Annotated in this window: 21 protein-coding genes; 9 read left to right on the forward strand and 12 right to left on the reverse strand. The window is 66.2% G+C overall.

Features of this window, described 5'->3' with window-relative positions; genetic code table 11:
* Nucleotides 1-88 precede the first annotated feature (88 nt).
* Both ACI766_RS29830 and ACI766_RS29835 read right to left on the reverse strand, forming a co-directional pair.
* Nucleotides 89-1,456 (reverse strand): glutamine synthetase family protein, encoded by a 1,368-nt coding sequence (locus ACI766_RS29830; protein ID WP_003114138.1) that lies wholly within the window; start codon nucleotides 1,454-1,456, stop codon nucleotides 89-91.
* A gap of 1 nt (nucleotide 1,457) precedes the next feature.
* A complete protein-coding gene (locus ACI766_RS29835; protein ID WP_010792435.1) occupies nucleotides 1,458-2,852 on the reverse strand; it encodes an aspartate aminotransferase family protein in 1,395 nt (464 codons plus the stop codon).
* A gap of 115 nt (nucleotides 2,853-2,967) precedes the next feature.
* Here ACI766_RS29835 and ACI766_RS29840 point away from each other — a divergent pair, with 115 nt between their 5' ends.
* Both ACI766_RS29840 and ACI766_RS29845 read left to right on the forward strand, forming a co-directional pair.
* On the forward strand, nucleotides 2,968-3,750 hold the full coding sequence (locus ACI766_RS29840) for an SDR family NAD(P)-dependent oxidoreductase (RefSeq protein WP_003099690.1): 783 nt from the start codon (nucleotides 2,968-2,970) through the stop codon (nucleotides 3,748-3,750).
* A 64-nt stretch (nucleotides 3,751-3,814) separates the two neighbouring features.
* Nucleotides 3,815-4,495 carry a GntR family transcriptional regulator gene (locus ACI766_RS29845; RefSeq protein WP_010792434.1) on the forward strand — a complete coding sequence of 227 codons (681 nt, stop codon included), beginning with the start codon at nucleotides 3,815-3,817 and terminating at the stop codon, nucleotides 4,493-4,495.
* A 16-nt stretch (nucleotides 4,496-4,511) separates the two neighbouring features.
* Here ACI766_RS29845 and ACI766_RS29850 read toward each other — a convergent pair whose 3' ends face one another.
* The 3 genes from ACI766_RS29850 to ACI766_RS29860 form a co-directional block, all read right to left on the reverse strand.
* Complete coding sequence (locus ACI766_RS29850) at nucleotides 4,512-4,724, reverse strand: YgdI/YgdR family lipoprotein (RefSeq protein ID WP_003097061.1); 213 nt, start codon at nucleotides 4,722-4,724, stop codon at nucleotides 4,512-4,514.
* Nucleotides 4,725-4,941: 217 nt separating this feature from the next.
* A complete protein-coding gene (locus tag ACI766_RS29855; protein ID WP_003099687.1) occupies nucleotides 4,942-5,343 on the reverse strand; it encodes an SMI1/KNR4 family protein in 402 nt (133 codons plus the stop codon).
* Between the two features lie 196 nt (nucleotides 5,344-5,539).
* Nucleotides 5,540-6,394: a Tim44 domain-containing protein gene (locus ACI766_RS29860; protein ID WP_003099685.1), complete on the reverse strand. Its 855-nt coding sequence runs from the start codon at nucleotides 6,392-6,394 to the stop codon at nucleotides 5,540-5,542.
* A 361-nt stretch (nucleotides 6,395-6,755) separates the two neighbouring features.
* Here ACI766_RS29860 and ACI766_RS29865 point away from each other — a divergent pair, with 361 nt between their 5' ends.
* Both ACI766_RS29865 and ACI766_RS29870 read left to right on the forward strand, forming a co-directional pair.
* The gene (locus ACI766_RS29865; protein WP_003099684.1) at nucleotides 6,756-8,513 is read left to right on the forward strand and encodes a cation:proton antiporter; all 1,758 of its coding nucleotides are present in this window, start codon (nucleotides 6,756-6,758) and stop codon (nucleotides 8,511-8,513) included.
* Between the two features lie 315 nt (nucleotides 8,514-8,828).
* Nucleotides 8,829-10,136, forward strand: a complete 1,308-nt coding sequence (locus ACI766_RS29870; RefSeq protein ID WP_003097074.1) for an MFS transporter — start codon at nucleotides 8,829-8,831, stop codon at nucleotides 10,134-10,136.
* Between the two features lie 415 nt (nucleotides 10,137-10,551).
* On the opposite strand, the gene tonB1 is transcribed toward ACI766_RS29870, so the two are convergent.
* Entirely contained in the window at nucleotides 10,552-11,583 is a 1,032-nt protein-coding gene (gene tonB1, locus ACI766_RS29875) for an energy transducer TonB1 (RefSeq protein ID WP_003121399.1), read from the reverse strand.
* Nucleotides 11,584-11,675: 92 nt separating this feature from the next.
* A complete protein-coding gene (locus ACI766_RS29880) occupies nucleotides 11,676-12,644 on the reverse strand; it encodes a CobW family GTP-binding protein (RefSeq protein WP_003099680.1) in 969 nt (322 codons plus the stop codon).
* Nucleotides 12,645-12,746: 102 nt separating this feature from the next.
* On the opposite strand from ACI766_RS29880, the gene ACI766_RS29885 reads away from it, so the two are divergent.
* Nucleotides 12,747-13,115, forward strand: a complete 369-nt coding sequence (locus ACI766_RS29885) for a hypothetical protein (RefSeq protein WP_003121401.1) — start codon at nucleotides 12,747-12,749, stop codon at nucleotides 13,113-13,115.
* A 152-nt stretch (nucleotides 13,116-13,267) separates the two neighbouring features.
* Here the strand turns inward: ACI766_RS29885 and ACI766_RS29890 are convergent, their stop codons facing one another.
* From ACI766_RS29890 to dksA, 3 genes are read right to left on the reverse strand one after another with little or no spacing between them, the layout of a single operon-like run.
* Complete coding sequence (locus ACI766_RS29890) at nucleotides 13,268-13,909, reverse strand: DUF1826 domain-containing protein (RefSeq protein ID WP_003122314.1); 642 nt, start codon at nucleotides 13,907-13,909, stop codon at nucleotides 13,268-13,270.
* Nucleotides 13,906-15,108, reverse strand: a complete 1,203-nt coding sequence (gene zigA, locus ACI766_RS29895; RefSeq protein WP_003097084.1) for a zinc metallochaperone GTPase ZigA — start codon at nucleotides 15,106-15,108, stop codon at nucleotides 13,906-13,908. The genes ACI766_RS29890 and zigA overlap by 4 nt, the downstream gene beginning before the upstream one ends.
* 14 nt (nucleotides 15,109-15,122) lie before the next feature.
* A complete protein-coding gene (dksA, locus tag ACI766_RS29900; RefSeq protein WP_003097086.1) occupies nucleotides 15,123-15,527 on the reverse strand; it encodes an RNA polymerase-binding protein DksA in 405 nt (134 codons plus the stop codon).
* 112 nt (nucleotides 15,528-15,639) lie between these two features.
* On the opposite strand from dksA, the gene ACI766_RS29905 reads away from it, so the two are divergent.
* On the forward strand, nucleotides 15,640-16,056 hold the full coding sequence (locus tag ACI766_RS29905; RefSeq protein ID WP_003099671.1) for a hypothetical protein: 417 nt from the start codon (nucleotides 15,640-15,642) through the stop codon (nucleotides 16,054-16,056).
* On the opposite strand, the gene ACI766_RS29910 is transcribed toward ACI766_RS29905, so the two are convergent.
* Nucleotides 16,034-17,227: an N-acetylmuramoyl-L-alanine amidase gene (locus ACI766_RS29910; protein ID WP_003114144.1), complete on the reverse strand. Its 1,194-nt coding sequence runs from the start codon at nucleotides 17,225-17,227 to the stop codon at nucleotides 16,034-16,036. The two genes, ACI766_RS29905 and ACI766_RS29910, sit on opposite strands and share 23 nt — an antisense overlap.
* A 99-nt stretch (nucleotides 17,228-17,326) precedes the next feature.
* On the opposite strand from ACI766_RS29910, the gene folE2 reads away from it, so the two are divergent.
* From folE2 to ACI766_RS29925, 3 genes are read left to right on the forward strand one after another with little or no spacing between them, the layout of a single operon-like run.
* Entirely contained in the window at nucleotides 17,327-18,223 is an 897-nt protein-coding gene (gene folE2, locus ACI766_RS29915) for a GTP cyclohydrolase FolE2 (protein ID WP_003099665.1), read from the forward strand.
* Complete coding sequence (locus ACI766_RS29920) at nucleotides 18,220-18,780, forward strand: hypothetical protein (protein WP_003099663.1); 561 nt, start codon at nucleotides 18,220-18,222, stop codon at nucleotides 18,778-18,780. The genes folE2 and ACI766_RS29920 overlap by 4 nt, the downstream gene beginning before the upstream one ends.
* 2 nt (nucleotides 18,781-18,782) lie before the next feature.
* Nucleotides 18,783-20,120 (forward strand): dihydroorotase, encoded by a 1,338-nt coding sequence (locus ACI766_RS29925; protein ID WP_003161087.1) that lies wholly within the window; start codon nucleotides 18,783-18,785, stop codon nucleotides 20,118-20,120.
* A gap of 44 nt (nucleotides 20,121-20,164) precedes the next feature.
* On the opposite strand, the gene ACI766_RS29930 is transcribed toward ACI766_RS29925, so the two are convergent.
* Nucleotides 20,165-21,409: a serine hydrolase domain-containing protein gene (locus ACI766_RS29930; protein ID WP_003458380.1), complete on the reverse strand. Its 1,245-nt coding sequence runs from the start codon at nucleotides 21,407-21,409 to the stop codon at nucleotides 20,165-20,167.
* Nucleotides 21,410-21,431 lie beyond the last annotated feature (22 nt).

Genomic DNA, 21,431 nt, shown 5'->3' on the forward strand with positions numbered 1-21,431 from the left:
TTCCTTACTCCTGTGCCGCGTGGAAAACACCGACGGCCAATCGGCCGCCCGCTTCAATGACTGACCGGCAACGCCGGCAGCCGTTCATTCAGGCCTGGTTGAGATACCAGCGCCAGTCCTGCTCGCCGACCTCGCCCATGAAGGCACGGTATTCGGCCTGCTTGATCGCCAGGTAGATCTTCAGGAAATCCTCGCCGAGCGCCTCGCGCGCCCAGGCCGAGCCCTCCAGCGCGCGCAGCGCGGTCAGCCAGTCGCTCGGCAACGCCTGGGTGGCTTGAGCGTAGCCGTTGCCAGTGATCGGCGCACCGGGGTCGAGTCGCTCGCGAATACCCAGGCGCACCGCCGCGAGCAACGCCGCCGCCGCCAGGTAGGGATTGGCGTCGGCGCCGCAGATGCGGTGCTCGATGTGCCGGCTGGACGCCGGGCCGCCGGGAACCCGCAGCGACACGGTGCGGTTGTTGATTCCCCAGGTCGGCGCCAGCGGCGCGTAGCTGTTCGCCTGGAAGCGGCGGAACGAGTTGGCGTTCGGACAGAACAGCGCCAAAGACTCCAGCAGGCACGCCTTCATTCCACCGATGGCCTGGCGCAGCAGCGGGGTCCCGGCCGGGTCCTCGCTGGCGAACAGATTGTTGCCAGCGGCGTCGGCCAGGCTGACGTGCAGGTGCAGGCCGCTGCCGGAAAGATCGGCGAACGGCTTGGCCATGAAGCAGGCCTGCAACCCATGGCGATTCGCCACGCCCTTGACCAGGCGCTTGTAGCGCACGCCTTCGTCGATCGCCTGGAGCGTGTCGAAGCGATGCTGCAGGGTAATTTCCACCTGCCCCGGCGCGTACTCCGAAATCGCCGTGCGCGCCGGCAGGCCCTGGGCCTCGCAGGCGGCATACAAGTCATCGAGGAATGGCTGCAACTGCTCCAGCTCGTAGACGCCATAGACCTGGGTCGCCCGCGGCCGCTGGCCATTCATCTGTAACGCCGGCAACGGCCGGCCGTCGCTGTCGCGTTCGCGGTCGAGCAGGTAGAACTCCAGCTCCACCGCCATCACCGGGTGGAAACCCTCCGCCTGCAGGCTGTGGATAACCCGCTGCAACACATGCCGGGGATCGCCCGCCGCGGCCGGTAGCCCGAGCTCGGGATGCATGCTTACCTGCACCTGGCCGGTCGGTGACTGCCGCCAGGGTTGCAGGGTCAGGCTGCCGGGCAGCGGGAAGGTCCAGCAATCGGCATCGCCGACGTCCCAGACCAGGCCGGTCTCCTCGACGTCATCGCCATTGATGGTCAGGCCGAGGATGGTGCTCGGCAGCGGCCGCCCGCTTTCGTAGACCGCCAGCAGCTCGTCGCGATGCAGCAGCTTGCCGCGCGGCACGCCGTTGGCGTCGATCAGGAACAGCTCGATGCTGCGCACCTCGGGGTGTGCGGCGAGGAACTCGCGGGCTTCCCGCGGATCGGCGAAATGCATCTCAGGCCTCCCGCGCGCCGGGTATGGCGAGCAGCTCGCCGAGCGCCTCGTCGAGGCTGGAGAGCAGGCGGTCGACATCTTCTTCGCGAGTGTCCGGGCAACACAGGGTCATGTTGTGGAACGGCGTGATGAGGATGCCGCGGTTGATCAGATACAGGTGCAAGGCCATCTGCAGGCTGTCGTGGAACGCCGCCTCGGCGGCCGCGCCGTCGCGTGGGGGTTGCGGGCAGAACTGGAACTCGCTGCGCGCGCCGAGCTCGGTCACCGACCAGGCCAGGCCGTACTTGTGGATAATCCTGCGGAAGCCCTCGGCCAGACGCGCCGCCAGGGACAGCATGTGGGCGTAGGCGGTATCGGTCATCACCTCTTCCAGGTTGGCGCGCATACAGCGCATCGCCAGGGCGTTGGCCGACAGCGTGGTACCCATGCCGCTGTGGCCGTGGCCTTCGCTCTGCTCGCTGGCACGTGCCCTGGCCAGTTGCATGGCGCTGGCCATCGCCGCGCTGCAACCATACACCGAGCACGGTACGCCGCCGGCGATCGGCTTGCCGAGGGTGATGAAGTCCGGCTCGAGCTTCCAGGCGCGGGTACAGCCGCCAGGACCTGTGGAGATGGTGTGGGTCTCGTCGATGATCAGCAGCGTGCCGTGACGACGGGTCAGCTCGCGCAGCTTCTGGTGGAAGCCGGGTTGCGGCAGGACCATGCCGATGTTGGTCATCGCCGGCTCGCAGAGCACGGCGGCCACGTCTTCGCTGGCCAGCGCCCGCTCCAGGGCCTGGAGGTCGTTGAACGGCACCGCGCGGCTGAACTGGGTGAGGTCGTGGGCCTGGCCGAGCAGGCCGGAGCGATGCACGGTGCGGCCGTCGCGGCAGCGAACCAGGGTGTCGTCGACCGTGCCGTGGTAGCAACCGTCGAATACCAGCACCACCTTGCGACCGGTGATCGCACGCGCCCAGCGCAGGACGAAGCGGTTGGCGTCGGTAGCGGTGGTCGCTACCTGCCAGAACGGCAGGCCGAAGCGCTGCGCCAGCAGCTCGCCTGCGACGATGGCATCCTCCCCCGGAAGCATGGTGGTCAGGCCGTTCGCGCCCTGCTCGGCGAGCGCCCGGGCGATCGGCGCCGGAGAATGGCCGAACATGCTGCCGGTATCGCCCAGGCAGAAGTCCACGTAGGCGTGGCCGTCCACATCATGGAAACGCGCGCCGTGGGCACGTTCCACGAACAGCGGACAGGGTGTTGACCAATCGCTCATCCAGTGCATCGGTACGCCGTCGAACAAGGCGCGCCGGGCTCGCTCGGCGAGCGCGACGGACTGTGGATTCTGCGCAAGGAAACGTTGCTGCTCGCGGGCCATGAAGGTTTCCACGGCGGCTTCGGCGATGCCACTGGCGGTCATTTCGAACACCTCGTTTTTTATTTCGCACAACTTTCATTTGTGATCACAAAAAAGTCAATACAGTATTTGAAAGCACTGATAATCTGTTTTCCATGTCAATTTTGTGATCACAAAAATGAATGACTTTTCGAAGTGGACAGGTCAGGTCGCGCTCATCAGCGGCGCCGGCAGCGAACTCGGCATCGGTTTCGCCATTGCCCGGCGGCTGGCCCGCGAAGGCGTGCGCCTGCTGATCACCGCCAGCAGCGAGCGGATTAGGCAACGAGCGGAGGAACTGAGCGCATGTGGTCACGACGTGCGCGCCGCGAGCGCCGACCTGACCGACGAAGCCCAGGTGCAGGGCCTGCTGGACTGGGCCGAAGCCCAGTGGGGACGGGTCGACATCCTGGTGAACAATGCCGGCATGGCCCAGTTGGACAGCGCGGAGCCCTTCAGCGCAGTGGAAGCGACCTCGCTGCGGGATTGGCAACTGTCCCTGTCGCGCAACCTGACCAGCGCTTTCCTGCTCACCCGCGGCCTGCTGCCGGGCATGCGCGAGCGCGGCTACGGGCGGATCGTCAACGTCGCCTCCACCACCGGAACCCGCGGCAGCAACCCGGGCGAAGCCGCGTATAGCGCGGCCAAGGCCGGTCTGGTCGGCTGGAGCATGGGCCTGGCGCTGGAGGTGGCGAAGAGCGGCATCACGGTGAACAGCGTCGCGCCGGGCTGGATCGCCACCGCCTCGAGCACCGCCGAAGAACGCCAGGCCGCCCTGGCCAGCCCCAGCGGACGTGCCGGCCGGCCCGAAGAGGTGGCCGCCGCGGTGGCCTTCCTCGCCTCGCCCGAAGCCAGCTTCGTCAACGGCGAACTGCTGGTGGTGGATGGCGGCAACTGCCTGATCGAAAACAAACGGAGCTGAACATGCGCAACTGCAGCCTGACGCTTTCCCAGCTTCCGGCGCCACCGGCGACCCGGAGCTGACCATGGCCGAGAATCTCCAGGAACGACTCTACCAACGACTGCGGGAAGACTTGCTGGCCGGACGTTTCCAGCCCGGCGAGCGACTGAAGATCCGCGACCTGGCGAACCAGTGGGGCACCAGCCCGATGCCGGTTCGCGCCGCCCTGCAACGGCTGGTGGCGGAAGGGGCGCTGGAGGGCGAGGCACAACGCTCGCTCAGGGTGCCGCTGATGACCCGCGAGCGTTTCCTGCAGATCCTCCAGGTGCGCCTGTCCCTCGAAGGGCTGGCGGCCGAAAGCGCCAGCGGCCGGCTGGACGAGCAGGCACTGGAAGGACTCGAAGGTTGTCTGCGGCGAATGGAGGACGCCTTGCGCCAACGCGAGGTACAGGCCTACCTGGAAGCCAACAGCGAATTCCACCTGACGCTCTACCGCGCCTGCGGCAACCCGGTGCTGCTGCGTCTCATCGAGACGCTCTGGCTACAGGTCGGGCCGTTCTTCAACCGGCTGTTCACCGAGGCCGACCTCTCCCTACGTCTGAACGATTTCCACGAGGACGCCCTGGACGCGCTACGCCGCGGCGACGGCCCGGCCGCGCGCGCGGCGATCGAACAGGACCTGGCCTACTTCGGCCAGTACCTGCTGAACCTCCTGGAGCTGGAGGCCCGGCCACGAAAGCGACACCGTTCCGGCGAGCACGCCTGACGGGAGATAAGCGCCGCTACTGCGGGCGAATGGTGCGCACATTGTCCTTCTTGATCAGGATGGTGTCGCCATTCAGCTGTTCGAACTCGTAGTAGTCATTGTATTTGTCGTAATCCGACTGATCCTTGACCAGGACCTCGCTGCCATCTTGCAAAGTGACCACCGCCTGGTTGGCGCAACCCGCCAGGCTGGTCAGCAGCAATGCAGCGAACAGAGCTTTGAACTTCATAGAATCTCCACACGGGGCAGCGCACTTGCCTACATCCGGAGCGACAAGTGCGGAATTGCCCTTGTGACCGTCGCAATCGAGGGAAATTCCTTAGCGCAGCGGCGCTTTGTCGGAGACGAAGCGCCGACGGCGACGCGCAGGGCCTCCAGGCAGCCTCGCGCGACGTCGGGAAGTCAGCCGCAAAGGCGCGTTGCAGAGCCTTTGCGGCGGTTCAGGCTCAGCTCTCCAGCCAGACGTCGCGAGCCCAGACCCACACCGAATCCCAGCTTTCATCGGTGAGGTCGCCATCGGCCCAGAGCACCACCTCGCCGTCCTCCGCCACGCAGTAGTAGCTGCCGTCGTCCTCGCAAAGCGGGATCAGCTCGCGCGGAACGCCCAGGTCCCAGGCAGTGGCCGCCACTTCGGGCAGATAGGTGTGCGAGTGCGGATCGGTCACGGTCACCGGCTCCAGGCGGCCGTAGACCACATCGCTGACCAGCAGGAGGAATTCGCGGAACTCGGCGGGAATGCCGATCAGCAGCTCTTCCTCGATTTCCACCAGCAGTTCTTCTTCCGGCAGTTCCAGGGGCACCGGAACCGGTTCGTTGAGTTCACGCAGTTTTTCGATGACGTCTTCCACGACAGGCTCTCTCGCAACGGGTGGCGCGCTTTTTATACAGTAGCCGCACCGAGCGCAAGACAAGTGTCGCGGCTGGCCTTCGGCCATGGCGCCGGACGAATGGTCGGTCAACCCACCAACGGAGATGAAAAAACCCCCGTTCCCTGGCGGAAGCGGGGGGTTCGGCGGCCCCCGAAGGGACCGCAACCACTCGGGATCAGTTCTGCCGGATACCGGCCACCAGCCATGGCTGGTTCTCGCCCTGGGCGCGCTCCATCCGCCAGCTTTCGCTGAAGGCTTCGCCCTGGTCGAAGCGCGAGGTCTTCGACACACCGCTGAAGGTCAGGGTGGCGATGGTCTTGTCGGCCTGGTCGTCGACGCCGTCCAGTTGCACGACCAGGTTGTCGATGTAGGTGGACTGGTAGGCGTCGCCGATCTCGGCGCGCTCCTGCTTCAGCCATTGCAACATCTGCGGGGTGACGAACTCGGCGATCTTGTCCATCTCGTTGGCATCCCAATGCTGCTGCAGGGACATGAAGTGTTCGCGAGCGGCACCGACGAAGCGCTCCTCGTTGAACCAGCTCGGCGCGTTGATCACCGGGCTCGGCGCAGCGGCAGCAGCGGCGGCGCCACCGAAGATCGGCGCCTGGGCCGGCATTTCGCGCTGCATCGGCGCGTGCCCGGCCATCGCAGGCTGGCCCTGGTTCTGCTGGCGCCGGCGAGCGGCGATGAAGCGGAAGGCGATGAAGGCCACCAGGGCGATCAACAGGATGTCGAGCATCTGGATGCCCTCGAAGCCGTCGCCCATGAACATGGAAGCGAGCAGGCCGCCCGCGGCGATACCGGCCAGCGGGCCGAGCCAGCGCGAAGCACCGCTGGCGGCAGCGGCGGGACGAGCGGCGTTGGGGGCGGCAGCAGTGGCGTTCGGCGCAGTGGCCGGCTGCGCCTGGCGGGTCTGGTGGCTGGGTGCCGAGCCGAGGCTCTTGCCGCCGCCGAAGCGCTTGGCATTGGCATCCAGGCTGACGGTCAGCGCCAGGCAGAAGGCGAGGGCGATGCTGAGAACACGCTGCATTGTAGTCTTTCTCTCTTGGGGGAATCGACGCGCGCCATGTTGCGGCGGTACGGGCGACAGGACCAGCCGGATTTTGTTTCGGGCTATTGCTCCCCGGCCGCCGTTTTTTCGCCCGCCGCGTCTGGCTCGCGGGTCGGCGCCAGGGTACACCTTCGTTGCCGGGGACGACAGGCATGCACGCGGATCGGCGCGCGAAGATCCGCCCGGCGACCCGGGAAGCACAACGCAGAGCCTCGCCGAAACGTCTGTTACAGTTTTTTTCAGCCCACCGATCAAGCACTTGCGGATGCTAGTCTGCGGGTCTGCGAGGCCGCCCGGTCGCCGCGTCTGCCGACCCATTCCCCGAGCGAGGACCGCCGCCATGCATGCCGTCGATTTCATCCAGGACCTCGCCGTGATCATGCTGGTGGCGGGTGTGGTCACTATCCTCTTCCACCGCCTGCGCCAACCGGTGGTCCTTGGCTACATCGTCGCCGGCTTCATCATCGGCCCGCACACCCCGCCCTTCGGACTGATCCACGACGAAGACACGATCAAGACCCTGGCCGAACTCGGGGTGATCTTCCTGATGTTCTGCCTCGGCCTGGAGTTCAGCCTGCGCAAGCTCTTCCAGGTCGGCGCCACGGCGTTCATCGCGGCGTTCCTGGAAATCGTCCTGATGATCTGGATCGGCTTCGAGATCGGTCGCTTCTTCGAGTGGAGCACCATGGACTCGCTGTTCCTCGGCGCGATCCTGGCGATCTCCTCCACCACCATCATCGTCAAGGCGCTCGGCGACCTGAAGATGAAGAACGAGCGCTTCGCCCAACTGATCTTCGGCGTGCTGATCGTCGAGGACATCCTCGGCATCGGCATCATCGCCCTGCTGTCGGGAATCGCCGTGAGCGGTTCGGTGGAAACCGGCGAGGTGTTCTCCACGGTCGGCAAGCTCAGCCTGTTCATGATCGTCGCGCTGGTCGTCGGCATCCTCCTGGTGCCACGCCTGCTGGCCTACGTGGCGAAGTTCGAGAGCAACGAGATGCTGCTGGTCACCGTGCTCGGCCTGTGCTTCGGCTTCTGCCTGCTGGTGGTGAAGCTGGAATACAGCATGGTGCTCGGCGCCTTCCTGATCGGCGCGATCATGGCCGAGTCGCGCCAGTTGGTGCAGATCGAACGATTGATCGAGCCGGTCCGTGACATGTTCAGTGCGATCTTCTTCGTCGCCATCGGCCTGCTGATCGACCCGAAGATCCTCGTCGAGTACGCCTGGCCGATCGCCCTGATCACCGTCGCGGTAGTGCTCGGCAAGATGTTCTCCTGCGGCATGGGTGCGTTCATCGCCGGCAACGACGGACGCACCTCGCTGCGGGTCGGCATGGGCCTGTCGCAGATCGGCGAGTTCTCCTTCATCATCGCCGCCCTGGGCATGACTCTGAAAGTCACCAGCGACTTCCTCTACCCGGTGGCGGTAGCGGTCTCGGCCATCACCACCCTGCTCACCCCGTACCTGATCCGCGCCGCCGACCCGCTCTCGCAGCACCTGGCCAACGCCATGCCGCAGCGCATGGCGAGGATCTTCGGCCACTACGGCGACTGGCTGCGCAGCATCCAGCCGCAGGGCGACCGTGCGGTGCTGGCGGCGATGATCCGGCGCATCTTGCTGCAGGTCGGGGTGAACCTGGCGCTGGTGATCGCGATCTTCCTCGCCGGCGGTTATTTCGCCGATACGCTTTCCGCCTGGATGAGCCAGTGGGTCGCCTACGACGGGCTACACAAGGCATTGATCTGGGGCGGCGCGCTGCTGGTCTCGCTGGCCTTCCTGATCGCCGCGTACCGCAAGCTCAAGGCCCTGTCGATGCTGCTGGCCGAACTCGGGGTCAAGCCGGAGAAAGCCGGACGCCATACGGCGCGGGTACGTCGGGTGATCTCCGAGATAATCCCGCTGCTGTCGCTGGCCGGCATGATGGTGCTGCTGGCGGCGCTCAGCTCGAGCATCCTGCCGCCGGGCGAGTTGCTGGTCGTAGTGGTGCTGGTCGCCGGCCTGGTGATCGCAGTGCTCTGGCGCTGGCTGATCCGCGTGCATTCGCGGATGCAGATCGCGCTGATGGAAACCCTCGACCAGGAAAAGGGCAGCCACTGAGAGCCAAGCGATCCCGGCCTGCCGTCGAATCGGCGGATAACCACGCTGCGGTTATTCGCCCTCGCCTGCATCTGGTGTCGCTATCGGACCCTTTGCCCTGAAGGATCGGCGGATTTCCGCTTATCCACTCTCCCGGTCGGCGGACTCCCGCTCGGCCAAGACCACCCCGCTCCTCTTCCAACCCAGTCCCCACGCGGCTTTCCCGCGTTGGCACGGCACCTGCTATCGAGCCATCCAATACGTCGCCCTCGCGATGTGCCGGTGTGCTGCGCCCTGATCAGCACATCCAAGACAACAACGAAAAGAGGAAACACGATGGAAAGCGCCAACGCCATTTCCGCGTCTGCCCAGCCCCGCACCACTTCGCAACGCATCAAGTCGATCTTCAGCGGTTCCGTCGGCAACCTGGTCGAGTGGTACGACTGGTACGTCTACGCCGCCTTCTCGCTGTACTTCGCAAAGGCATTCTTCCCCCAGGGCGACATGACCGCCCAACTGCTGAACACCGCAGCTATCTTCGCCGTGGGCTTCCTGATGCGCCCGATCGGTGGCTGGCTGATGGGTATCTATGCCGACCGCAAGGGCCGCAAGGCGGCGTTGCTGGCCTCGGTGCTGCTGATGTGCTTTGGCTCGCTGATCATCGCCCTGACCCCCAGCTATGAAACCATCGGCGTCGCCGCGCCGATCCTGCTGGTGGTCGCGCGCCTGCTCCAGGGCCTGTCGGTCGGCGGCGAATACGGCACCTCCGCCACCTACCTGAGCGAGATGGCGAACAAGGAACAGCGCGGGTTCTTCTCCAGCTTCCAGTACGTGACCCTGATTTCCGGCCAGCTCATCGCCCTGGCGGTGCTGATCGTCCTGCAACAGACCCTGACCGTAGAACAACTGGAAAGCTGGGGCTGGCGCGTCCCCTTCTTCATCGGCGCGCTGTGCGCAGTGGTGGCGATGTTCCTGCGTCGCGGCATGGAAGAGACCGAGTCCTTCTCGAAGAAGAAGGAAGAGCCGAAGGAAAGCCTGCTGCGCACCCTGCTGCGCCACCCGAAGGAAGTGCTGACCGTGGTCGGCCTGACCATGGGCGGCACCCTGGCCTTCTACACCTACACCACCTACATGCAGAAGTACCTGGTGAACACGGTAGGCATGAGCAAGACCGATTCGACCATGATCTCGGCTGCCACCCTGTTCCTCTTCATGCTGCTGCAGCCCATCGTCGGCGCCCTCTCCGACAAGATCGGCCGGCGGCCGATCCTGATCGCCTTCGGCGTACTCGGCACCGTCTTCACCTACCCGATCCTCAGCACCCTGCACAGCGTCGACAGCTGGTGGGGAGCGTTCTTCCTGATCATGGCGGCGCTGGTGATCGTCAGCGGCTACACCTCGATCAACGCGGTGGTGAAGGCCGAACTGTTCCCCACCGAGATCCGCGCCCTGGGCGTCGGCCTGCCGTATGCCCTGACCGTGTCGATCTTCGGCGGCACCGCCGAATACGTTGCCTTGTGGTTCAAGAGCGTCGGCCTGGAGAGCGGCTTCTACTGGTACGTCACCGCCTGTATCGCCTGCTCGCTGCTGGTCTATGTGTTCATGAAGGACACCCAGAAGCACTCGAAGATCACGACCGATTGATTGAGCCTCGTGCTCATGGCCCCGACACACTCCGGGCCTTTTTATCCACAGGACGGCGACCTTCGGGTCGCCGTCCTGCTTTTTGGCCCGGCAACCGATTCCCCCACACCCGCCGACTGTTGGTCTACGGCACGGCATCCCGACCGGAGCCCTAAGGCGCGCAACGCCGGCGGCGTAACCCTCCGGTGTCCCTGCGTTCCACGGCGGATAACCGCAAGCGGTTATTCGCCCTGCGGCTCGTCATTCCGGCGGGGCTGGAACCTTGGCGCGCAAACGCCGATCTCCTCGCGTTCCCACGGTGGAACAGCGCAAGGGGCCTGCCGTCCCCAGGCAGCGAAGCCCCGTCTGCGAGACCTACCGGGAATAAAAAAACCGCGCTCGAAGGCGCGGCTCTTTTCGTTGTCAGAGAACCGCCTCAGCGGCGCTTCTCGATCTTGAAGAAGAACATCTTGGTCGCCTGGCGGGCGACGATCTTGCCACCACTGACACGCGGCTCGAAACGCCACTTGGCCATGGCCTGGCGCACTTCGCGGTCGAACATGCGCGACGGCACCGACTCCAGCACCTGGATGTCGTCAATGCGGCCATCGCTGGTGATGGTGAACAGCACCTTCACCCGGCCTTCGATACCCCGGGCCTGGGCCATCCGGGGATAGACCGGAGGATCCATGCGCAACGGCTTGATGTCACTGTCGTTGAGGCTGCCGCTGGGCAGGCCGGCCGGACCTTGCGAGCCGCTGGGCGCGGTCTGCGCGCCGGGCGTGCTCTGCCCGACGGTAGGTGCGGGCGGCGGCGGGGCGGCGCTGGACGGGCTGGGCTGGCTGGATGCCTCCGTGCTCGGCTCGGGTTCCGGCTTGGGTTTGGGTTCCGGCTTCGGCTTGGCCTTGGGAATGGCGTTTTCCACCGGTTTGGGCTTGGGTTTCGGCTTGGGCTTGGGTTTTTCCACCGGCTTCGGCTTCGGCGGCTCCGGCTTGGGTTCCTCGATCTTCGGCGGCGTCGGCTCCGGCGCGGCAGCCGGCGGCTGCGGGGTCGGCTCGGCCTTCTTCTCGAGCTGGACGAAATTCACCTGCATGGTCTTCGGCAGTTCGCCGTGGCCAAGGTTGAGTTCGGCCGGGGTCGGCATCACCCACACCAGCGCACCGATGATCGCCACATGCATCGCCACCGCCGCGCCGGAGGACAACCACCAGCGCGACTTGGGCGGCTCGCCGGGGACGTCTTCGGGATCGCTGCCATGGGCGTAGGGGATCAGCACTTCCTCGACCGCCACTTCCTCGTCGCGGCGCGCACCGGAGCAGTCCACCACGCGCAGGTTGGGTTCTCCGCGCTGGGCATTCACGCATGGCAGGGACTCGCTTTCATCTCCCTGGGCGGGAGCGGTGGGGTGGTCTTCGGCGAGCGCGGCCAGCGAAAAACGGTCAGGCGACCGTGAAGGCTGTGGCGACATGAGGGCGACCTGCGGAGAAGTGAAAGGTAAGGAAGTAGAGTCTTCTGATAATTATTATCATTCAGTCGCGTCCTCAGGGCAACCTTGGCGGATCATTCCGCGACCATCCGACACGCCAGGAACGCCTCTTCGAGCGCCTCTTCATCCGCGCCTGCGGCGAGGATCAGTTCCAGCCGATTATCCCGCCGCCACGAGGATTTGCCCCAGTTATCCACAAACGGCGCGGCATTCGCTGCATACCAACCGTCCGCGCAATGCAGCACCGCCTTGGCCCGCCGCAGTCCGGACAGACGGTTCAGCCAGGCGTCCACTGCGGCCCGATCGAAACGCACCGACGGCGCCAGCCGCCAGCCGATGGCGAACTGGCCGTCCTGCTCGCGCACGGCGCGCAGCGGTCGCTCGGCGGGCAGCACCGTTCCCAACTGAGCAGGCGCCTCCGGCAGGGCCGCCCAGGTCGTCGCGCTACCTTCCCCGGCAACGCTGGTCGGCAGATCGCGCAATGCCAGGTGACCGCGCACGCTCCAGCGCAACGGCAGGACCGGCAGGCGCGCGCGCACAGCGCAGCGCTGCGTCGCGTCGAGCGTTTCGGATTTGTTCAGCAGCAACATGCCGGCCGCTTCCAGCGCCTGTTCCTGTGCCTCCGGCAGCGGTTGGCCGGAGGCCAGCGCGGCGGCATCCAGCACCACTACCAGGGGTTGCAGGGCCAGGACGCCGGACCAGGGAGGAGCCTGCAGCTGTTTCCACAGCGCCAGCGGATGTCCCAACCCGGAGGGTTCGATGAACAGCCGGTCCGGCCGTGCCCGACGCAACAAGCGACCGAGCCCCACCTGGAACGGCACGCCATTGACGCAGCAGAGGCACCCGCCCGCCACCTCGCCGATGGCCACGCCGTCGACGTCCGTGGCCAGCAGCGCGGCATCCAGGCCGATCTCGCCGAACTCGTTGACCAGCACCGCCCAGCGCTCGCCCGCCGGCTTCTGCGCCAGCAGCGAGCGGATCAGGCTGGTCTTGCCGGCCCCCAGGGGGCCGCCGATCAGGTGTGTGGGTATCTCTCGAAGCATCTGCGCAACCGGAATGTGAAAGCCTGTGGATCAATGCGGTCCTTGCCTGCGGGGAGCCAGGCCCCGTGCTAGAGTCGCGCCCGTCTGCAATGGAGTCCTCGCATGCGTCCGTTCCTGTTCTTCCTGTCCTGCCTGCCGGGCCTGGCCCTGGCCGAAGCCTGCATCGTCCATAGCCAGGCGAAGAATCTCGACGTGAAGGTCTGCCAGCAGAACCGCAGCATCCCGGCCAAGCTGTTCCACGAAGGCTTCTGCCAGCCACAACTGCAGGGCCAGAAGGTCGAGGTGACGTTCGCCGAGGAGTGTCCGACGGGCGCCTTCGGTGTCTGCCGCGACGCCAGGGTACCCAACGCGCCCTATCGGCAGGACATCTTCTACTACGGCATCGCGACCGACGCACGCTACCTGGAGCCGTTCTGCGCCAGCCAGAGCCAAGGCCGCTGGGAAGAGCCTAGCGCCGCGAAAAAGCCCTGAGCGCGTCATCAGCCTGTCACAGCGTCCGGGCTAAATGGGAGTCGGGTACCTCAGCACCCTTCGTCCCCATCCCCAAGGTAGGACGACTTTTTGGTGATAGGCCATCTGCGGATGGCCTTTTTTTATTCCTCGAAAGACACTTGTCCACAGGCTCAGGCAATCCAGTCCAGGGTCAACAGCAGGCGCGCCAGCCCGGGCTCCGCTCGCGGCGAGCGATGCACCAGTCCGGCACCTTCGTTACCCTCCCAGCGTTCGCCCTTGAGCAGCGCCACGTCGCCTGTGGACAAGCTATGGATAAGCTGTTCATCGACAACTTCCGCCTGTGCTCCACCAAGCAGCCGACGGTCCAGGCCGGACTCGTCCAGCCATTCGCTGGCAGCGCCCTGGTAGGTGGTGACCAGCCGCAGCGGCACGTGGTCGACATGGAAACGCGGGCACATCGGTTTATCCAGAACGCGCAGGCGCAGGCCGATACGCCGCGCCCCGGTCAGGCAAAAGAAGGCCTCGACCAGCCAGCCCAGGTCGTCGAGGAAATCGGCTTGTCCCGGCAGTTGCCGCGCGTCGAGCAGGCCGTCCAAGGCGGGTAGCCGTTCCTCTTCCATCTCCAGCGTCTGGCTCAGCGCCAGTCCCGGCCGGTTGCGTACCAGGGCGGCGGCGAAGTCGCGCAGCGCCGGGTTCAGCCGGCGTGTCCAGACCGCCAGGTTGACCCCGTCGCGAAGCACCTCGGCCAGCACCTGGGGGTCTTCGCCGAACGCCTGGCGCGGCAACAGACTTTCCTGTGGCAGTGCGCTCATGCGGCGTGCCCCCAGTCCTCGAAGGGGTCGTCCAGGCCCTGCCAGCCCGGAATGCCCAGGTTCATCTCGGCATCATCCAGCAGGCAAGCATCGAGGGCTGCGCGCAGGGCCGTGAAGTCCAGGTTCTGGCCGATGAAAACCAGCTCCTGGCGACAGTCGCCGACGCCTTCCTCCCAGTGCCGCATGATCGCCCGCAGGCCCTCTTCGTCCTGTGGCCACTGTCCGGTCGGCACGAAGCGCCACCAGCGGCCCGCCAGGCCGTAGCGCATCAGGCCGCCGGCCTGCGACCAGCTGCCAGCCTCGCGGGGCCGGCTGGCGAGCCAGAAGAAGCCCTTGGAGCGCAGCAGCCGCCCCTGCTTCAGCGGATTGTGCAGGAAGGCGTGGAAGCGCGCGGGGTGGAACGGACGGCGCGCCCGGTAGGCCATGGAGGCGATGCCATATTCCTCGGTTTCCGGCAGGTGCTCGCCGCGCAGTTCCTTCAGCCAGCCCGGCGCGGACGCCGCGCGATCGAAATCGAAGCGACCGGTATCGAGGATCTTCGCCAGCGGCACCTGACCCATCACCATCGGCAGGATCTCCGCCTCGGCATTGAGCTGGCGCAGGATCGCCAGCAGTTCCTCGCGCTGCTCGCTGGAGATCAGGTCGATCTTGCTGACCAGGATCACATCGGCGAATTCGACCTGGTCGATCAGCAGGTCGGTGATCGAGCGCTGATCCTCCTCACCGAGGGTTTCGCCACGGCTGGCCAGGCTGGCGGCCTCCTGGTAGTCGCGGAGGAAATTCATCCCGTCGACCACCGTGACCATGGTATCCAGTCGCGCCACGTCGGACAGGCTGCGGTCCAGCTCGTCGCGGAAGGTGAAGGTCTCGGCCACCGGCATCGGTTCGGAAATCCCGGTGGACTCGATCAGCAGGTAGTCGAAGCGGCCTTCCCGGGCGAGACGGCCGACCTCTTCCAGCAGGTCTTCGCGCAGGGTGCAGCAGATACAGCCGTTGCTCATCTCCACCAGGCGCTCTTCAGCGCGGTTCAGGCTAACATCGCGCTGGACTTCGCTGCCATCGATATTGATTTCACTCATATCGTTGACGATCACCGCAACCCGGCGGTTCTCGCGGTTCTTCAGCACATGGTTGAGCAGCGTGCTCTTGCCGGCGCCGAGAAAGCCGGACAGCACGGTGACAGGTAGGCGTTGGTTCACGGTTGGTAACCTCTTCAGTTGTGCCGCACGTGGCGTTCGCGCTTCTCCTGGCGCTCTTTCGCCTCGATGCAGAGGGTGGCGGTGGGACGCAACAGCAGGCGGCGCAGGCCGATCGGCTCGCCGGTTTCCTGGCACCAGCCGTAGTCGCCGCGGGCCAGGCGCTCCAGCGCTTCGTCGATCTTGTCGAGCAGCTTCTTCTCCCGCTCCAGCAGGCGAAGTTGCCATTGCCGCTGTTCCTCGCGGGAAGCCAGGTCGGCCTCGTCGCTGGGGCGTTCGAGATCGCGCAGCTCGCCGAATTCGCCTTCGATGCGCGCCTGCAGTTCCTGGCGCTGGCGCAGCAGCAGGTCGCGGAAGAAGTCCTGCTGGGCTTCGTCCATGTAGGCAGCGTCGGGCTGGGCAAGCAGTTCCTGTTCGGTCATAGGCTGAACCTGGGAAATTTAAAACGTTATACTATAACAATTAACACCACAATCGATGGCCCGCCAATCGCCTTCCGGCTACCCTGGGCCCACGTCATCCCGGGATCCACCGATGCGCCGCGTCCTCCGCCTTTACTGCCTGGCCCTCCTGCTGCTCGCTCCGGCGGCACAGGCGCAGGGCTTTCTTCCCGGCACCCGCCCGGCGGAATGCGCCTACCTGCGCACCGTTCTGGCCTGCATGGATCGGCTGGGCAACCACTACAGCGTCGCCACCGGCGGCAACGACACCTGGCTGCGCGGCTACGACGCGGCAAGCGGACGACGCTGGGCCCAGACCAATACGCGCTACGGGCGCCTGACCTTCTTCAGCGGCATCGCCAGCGATGGGGAAATCTGGGTCGGCCTCAGCCGCAACATCGGCTGGACCAGCATCAGCCGCCTGAGCAGTTCATCGGGCCAGCGCCAACGCCTGACCTGCGGGCGGGTCAGCGGCTGCAGCGAAGGCCCTAGCCGGGAGGCTGCGCGCTGAGCGCCGCCAGGTAGCTGCCGGCGGGAGGGCGTTGCCGGAAGTAGCCCTGCACGCCAGCGAAGATCGCCTCGGCCAGGCGCTGGCGATGGCGTTCGTCCATCAACCGGCGACAATCGCCGCGATTCGAGATGAAGCCGGTCTCCACCAGGATCGAAGGGATGTCCGGCGACTTGAGCACGGCGAAGCCGGCCTGCTCGACACGCTTCTGGTGCAGCGCGGTGACGTCCGACAACTGGCCGAGAACGCTGTGGCCGAGGTCCAGGCTGCTGGCGATGGTCGAACTCAGGGCCATGTCGAGGATCACCCCGGCGAGTACCTTGTCGCGGCCCTGTAGCGGCAGGTTGCCGCTGTTGCCGATCAGGTCGGCGCCGTTCTCGCGCTCGGCCATCCAGCGCGCCATGGTCGAGCTGGCGCCATGCTCGGAGAGGGCATATACCGATGCGCCGGAGGCGGTCAGTCGCGGCGCCGCGTCGGCGTGCACCGAAACGAACATGTCGGCGTTGTAGCGCCGGGCCACTTCCGGCCGCTTGCGCAGCGGGACGAACACATCGCCGTTGCGCACCAGGCGCGCCTTGAAGCCTTTCTCACGGTCGATCCGCCGCGCCAGCAGGCGGGCGATGGCCAGCGCCACGTCCTTTTCGCGCTCGCCCTTGCTACCGACCGCGCCGGGGTCCTTGCCGCCATGGCCGGCATCGACCACCACGAGGATGTCGCGGCCCGTCGAGGGTAGCGGGCGGGCCAGCGCCAGCATTGGCTCGGGGGGCGCCGCCAGCGCCTGTGGATAAAGGTCCAGGACCAGGCGATGGCCCTTTCCCGCCTGCGGTTCCAGGGCGAAGCTGCGCGGCCTGACCGCCTGGCGCAGGTCGAGGACGATGCGCGTCCCGCCGCCACCCAGTTGGCCACTGCGTATGGCGCGCACGGGGCCGTCCAGCGGCAGCTCGGAGAGCGTTGCGAGCAATTGCGCGTCGGGCAGGTCGAGGATCAACCGCTCGGGGGCCTGCAGGGAAAAGGTTCGATAACGCGGCGGGCCGTCCAGTTCCAGCACCAGGCGCCAGCTTTCCGAGGAATTCCAGGCCCGGGCCTGGCGGATTCGTACATTGGCGCTGGCGGCCAGGAACGGCTGGAGGGCCAGGCCGGCGAGCAGGCTTTGCAGGAGACGACGGCGCTTCATCGACGAAATACCCGATTGCAAGGGTCGGTATTAGCTAATACGTTATATTATAACATTCAAGCCATTTCCAGGCCTTGCCTGCCCTTCTTCGAGTTCTCCATGAATGCCTTGACGCTTCCCGATATCGCCCGCCAGACCACCACCGCCGATCTTCCCCTGGACTGGGTCGGCATGCAGGGCATCGCCCTTCCCGTGCAGATCGGCGGGCAGAGGGTCGCCGCCGAAGCCGATGCCGGTGTCAGCCTGGACGACCCGCAGGCCCGCGGCATCCATATGTCGCGCCTCTACCTGGCGCTGGCCGAACTGGAACAGGGCGAGCTGGACCTTTCCTGCCTGCGCGCCGTCCTGCAACGCTTCCTCGACAGCCACGCCGGCCTGTCGCGTCGCGCCTACCTGCGCCTACGCCTCGCGCCGCTGCTGCGGCGTCCGGCGCTGGTCAGCCCGCTGAGCGGCTGGAAACGTTATCCACTGGTGCTGGACACGCGCCTGGAAGGCGATGACTTCCAGGCCGAAGTCCATCTCGAGCTGACCTACTCCTCGACCTGCCCCTGTTCGGCGGCACTGGCCCGGCAATTGATCCAGGAGCGCTTCGACCAGGACTTCGCCGGACAGCCGCTCGATCATGCCAGCGTGCTCGCCTGGCTCGGCAGCAGCGCCGGCATCGTCGCCACCCCGCACAGCCAGCGCAGCAGCGCGCACCTGCGCATCGGCCTGGCGGAAGACTGCATCGGACTGCCCCTGGAAGAGCTGGCGGATCTCGGCGAAAGCGCCCTCGGCACCGCGGTGCAGACTGCGGTGAAACGCGCCGACGAGCAGGCCTTCGCCCTCGCCAACGGGCAGAACCTGATGTTCTGCGAGGACGCGGTGCGCCGGCTGCACCGCGCCCTGCAGGGTTATCCACAGGCGAGCCGGTTCTCCATACGGGTCGTCCATGCGGAAAGCCTGCATGCCCATGACGCCGTCGCCGAAAGCCATTGGCAGCGAGGTGCAGCATGATCCGCAAGAATCCCTCCGGCGACCTGCCGGTGATCGACGAATCGGCCTATGTGGACAAGACCGCGATCATCTGCGGCAAGGTGATCATCCAGGCCAACGTCTTCGTCGGTCCCTACGCAGTGATCCGTGCCGACGAAGTCGACGCCGACGGCGGCATGCAACCGATCGTGATCGGCGCCAACTCGAACATCCAGGACGGCGTGGTGATCCATTCCAAGTCGGGTGCCGCGGTGACCATCGGCGAGCACAGCTCCATCGCCCACCGCTCCATCGTCCACGGTCCTTGCGAAGTCGGCGACCGGGTCTTCATCGGCTTCAACAGCGTGCTGTTCAACTGCCGGGTCGGCGATGGCTGCGTGGTCCGCCACAACGCGGTGGTCGACGGCTGCGACCTGCCAGCGGGTTTCTACGTACCGTCCACCGAGCGCATCGGTCCGCGCACCGACCTGGCGAGCATGCCGCGGGTCAGCGTTTCCGCCAGCGAGTTCTCGGAAGACGTGGCGCGCACCAACGTCGACCTGGTACGCGGCTACAAGTCGCTGCAGAACGAGTTCTGAACATGCAAAGCCTGCTGATCCGCAATGCCCGGATGGTCAACGAGGGGCAGGTACGCGAAGGCGATCTGCTGGTCCGCCACGGTCGCATCGAACGCATTGCCGGCTGCCTGGAAAACTGCGGCGCCAGCCGGGAGATCGATGCCGCCGGACGCTACCTGCTGCCGGGAATGATCGACGACCAGGTGCACTTCCGCGAGCCGGGTTATCCACAGAAGGGCTCGATCGCCAGCGAATCCCGCGCCGCCGTGGCGGGCGGCATCACCAGTTTCATGGACATGCCCAATACCCGCCCGGCGACGCTGAGCCTCGAAGCGCTGGCGGAAAAGAAGCGCCTCGCCGCCGCCCATAGCGTGGCCAACTACGGTTTCCACTTCGGCGTCAGCCGCGACAACCTCGACACCGTGGCCGCCCTCGATCCACGCGAGGTCGCCGCGGTGAAGGTGTTCATGGGCGCCTCCACCGGCGACATGCTGGTGGACGACCTGCCGACCCTGGAGCGCCTGTTCGCCAGCGTTCCGACCCTGCTGCTGAGCCATTGCGAAGACACGCCGCGGATCGAAGCCAACCTGGCGCGCTGGCGACAACGCTTCGGTGAACGTATTCCGGCAGCCGCCCACCCGCGCATTCGCGACGCCGAGGCTTGCTACCGTTCCACCGCCCTGGCGGTGGAACTGGCGCAACGACATGGCACGCTGCTGCATGTCCTGCACTTATCCACAGCGCGTGAACTGGCCCTGTTCGAGGACAAGCCGCTGTGCCAGAAACGCATCACCGCGGAAGTCTGCGTCCACCATCTGCTGTTCGACGACAGCGACTACGCCCGCCTCGGCCATCTGCTCAAGTGCAACCCGGCGATCAAGAGCCGCGGGGACCGCGACGCCCTGCGCAGGGCGCTGGCCGGCAACCGCCTGGACGTGATCGGCACCGACCACGCGCCGCACGCCTGGGCCGAGAAGCAGCAGGCTTATCCACAGGCGCCGGCCGGCCTGCCACTGGTCCAGCATGCGTTGCCGGCACTCCTGGAGCTGGTCCGCGAAGGCTGGCTGTCGCTTGCCACCCTGGTGGCGAAGACCAGCCACCGGGTCGCCGAACTGTTCGCCATCGCCGATCGCGGTTTCCTCCGCGAAGGTTACTGGGCCGACCTGGTGCTGGTCAGCGAACTGGAGCACCCGGCGCTGGCCAGCGCCATGCCGCTGCTGTCGCGCTGCAACTGGACGCCGTTCCGCCACCGGGCATTCCACCATCGGATCGATACCACCATCGTCTCCGGGCAACTCGCCTGGCACGCGGGACGCCTGTCCGACGATTGCCAGGGACTGCCCCTGCGGTTTTCCCGCTGAAGTCTTGTCCACAGCCTGCTGTGGATATCCGTTAGCCCACGGCCCTAGCGCAGGGCTTTCACCGCCGCGCCAAGGAAGGCATAGGTCTCCTCCTCGCGATCGTCCATCTCCGGCTTCGGCCAGGCGCTCCAGACCACCGCCACGATCTTCTCCTTGCGGTTGATGTAGAGGTACTGGCCGAAGATGCCCTGGGCTTCGAAGGCCCCGCCGTCATGCTCGGGCAGGGCCTTGGCGCCCACCGGGAAGGTCCACCACTGGTAGCCGTAGCCGAGCGCGTATTCGCCATCGTAGAGCTTGCCCGGGGCCAGGTGGGAAGTAGCCTCGACGCGACTGGCACGATCGACCCAACCTTCGGGGAGGATACGTTCGCCATCGATCACCCCGTCCTCGAGGACGAACTGGCCGAAGCGGCCATAGTCGCGCAGGGTCGCGCTCAAGCCGCTGCTGCCGATCTCTTGCCCGGCCGGCGATTCCAGTTGCCAGAAGCCGTCGCTCTCCATGCCCATTCGCGCCCAGATCCGCTCGGACAGGTAGTCGCTCACCGGAATGCGGGTCGCCGCGTGCAGCAGCTCGCTCTGCAGGTGCGACTCGCCGGTGCTGTAGGTGAAGTGGGTACCGCTCGGGTACTGCCGCGGCAGGCTCGCCAGCAGCCGCAGGATGCCACCGGGACGTTCGGCGAGCTGGGCGTCGAACATCTGCCGGCGGTCGGACTTCGGATCGCGATAGGTCTCGTTCCAGCGGACCCCGGAACTCATCTGCAGGACCTGCTCCACCGTCACCCCCTGGTAGGCGGAGCCGGCCAGGCTCGGCAGGTACTTGTCCACAGGCTGGTCGAGAGCCAGCAGGCCCTGCTGCACGGCGGCGCCCACCAGGGTCGAGGAGATCGACTTGACCACCGAGAACGAGGTCCAGCGCGTGCGTTCGTCGTTGCCCAGGCCGTAGCGCTCCAGGGCGACCTTGCCATCCTTGAGGACCAGCACCCCGCCAACGCGGTTGCGCCGCATGAAATCGTCGACGCCGTATTCCTCGCCGCCGATCCGGTAGCGCGGCGCGATGGCCACACCCGCCGGCAGCGGACGGACCTTGGTCCCCTTGTGGATAACCCGGGTCGGATAGACCTTGTCCATGTTCCGGTAGGTGTCCGGCTGGTATTCCGGGATCAGTTCATAGAGATCGGCGGCACGGCCGATCCGCGGGTTTTCCACAGCCGCGTCGGCGCCGGCCGAGCCGCTTGCCGAGACGAACAGTGCCAGCAGGGCCGGCCGGAAGACTGATATACAGCTACGCATGGACGTTTTCCTTATGACCGGA

Origin of the sequence: Pseudomonas sp. DL, from assembly GCF_047199225.1 — a bacterium.
Taxonomy (GTDB): Bacteria; Pseudomonadota; Gammaproteobacteria; order Pseudomonadales; family Pseudomonadaceae; genus Pseudomonas; species Pseudomonas aeruginosa.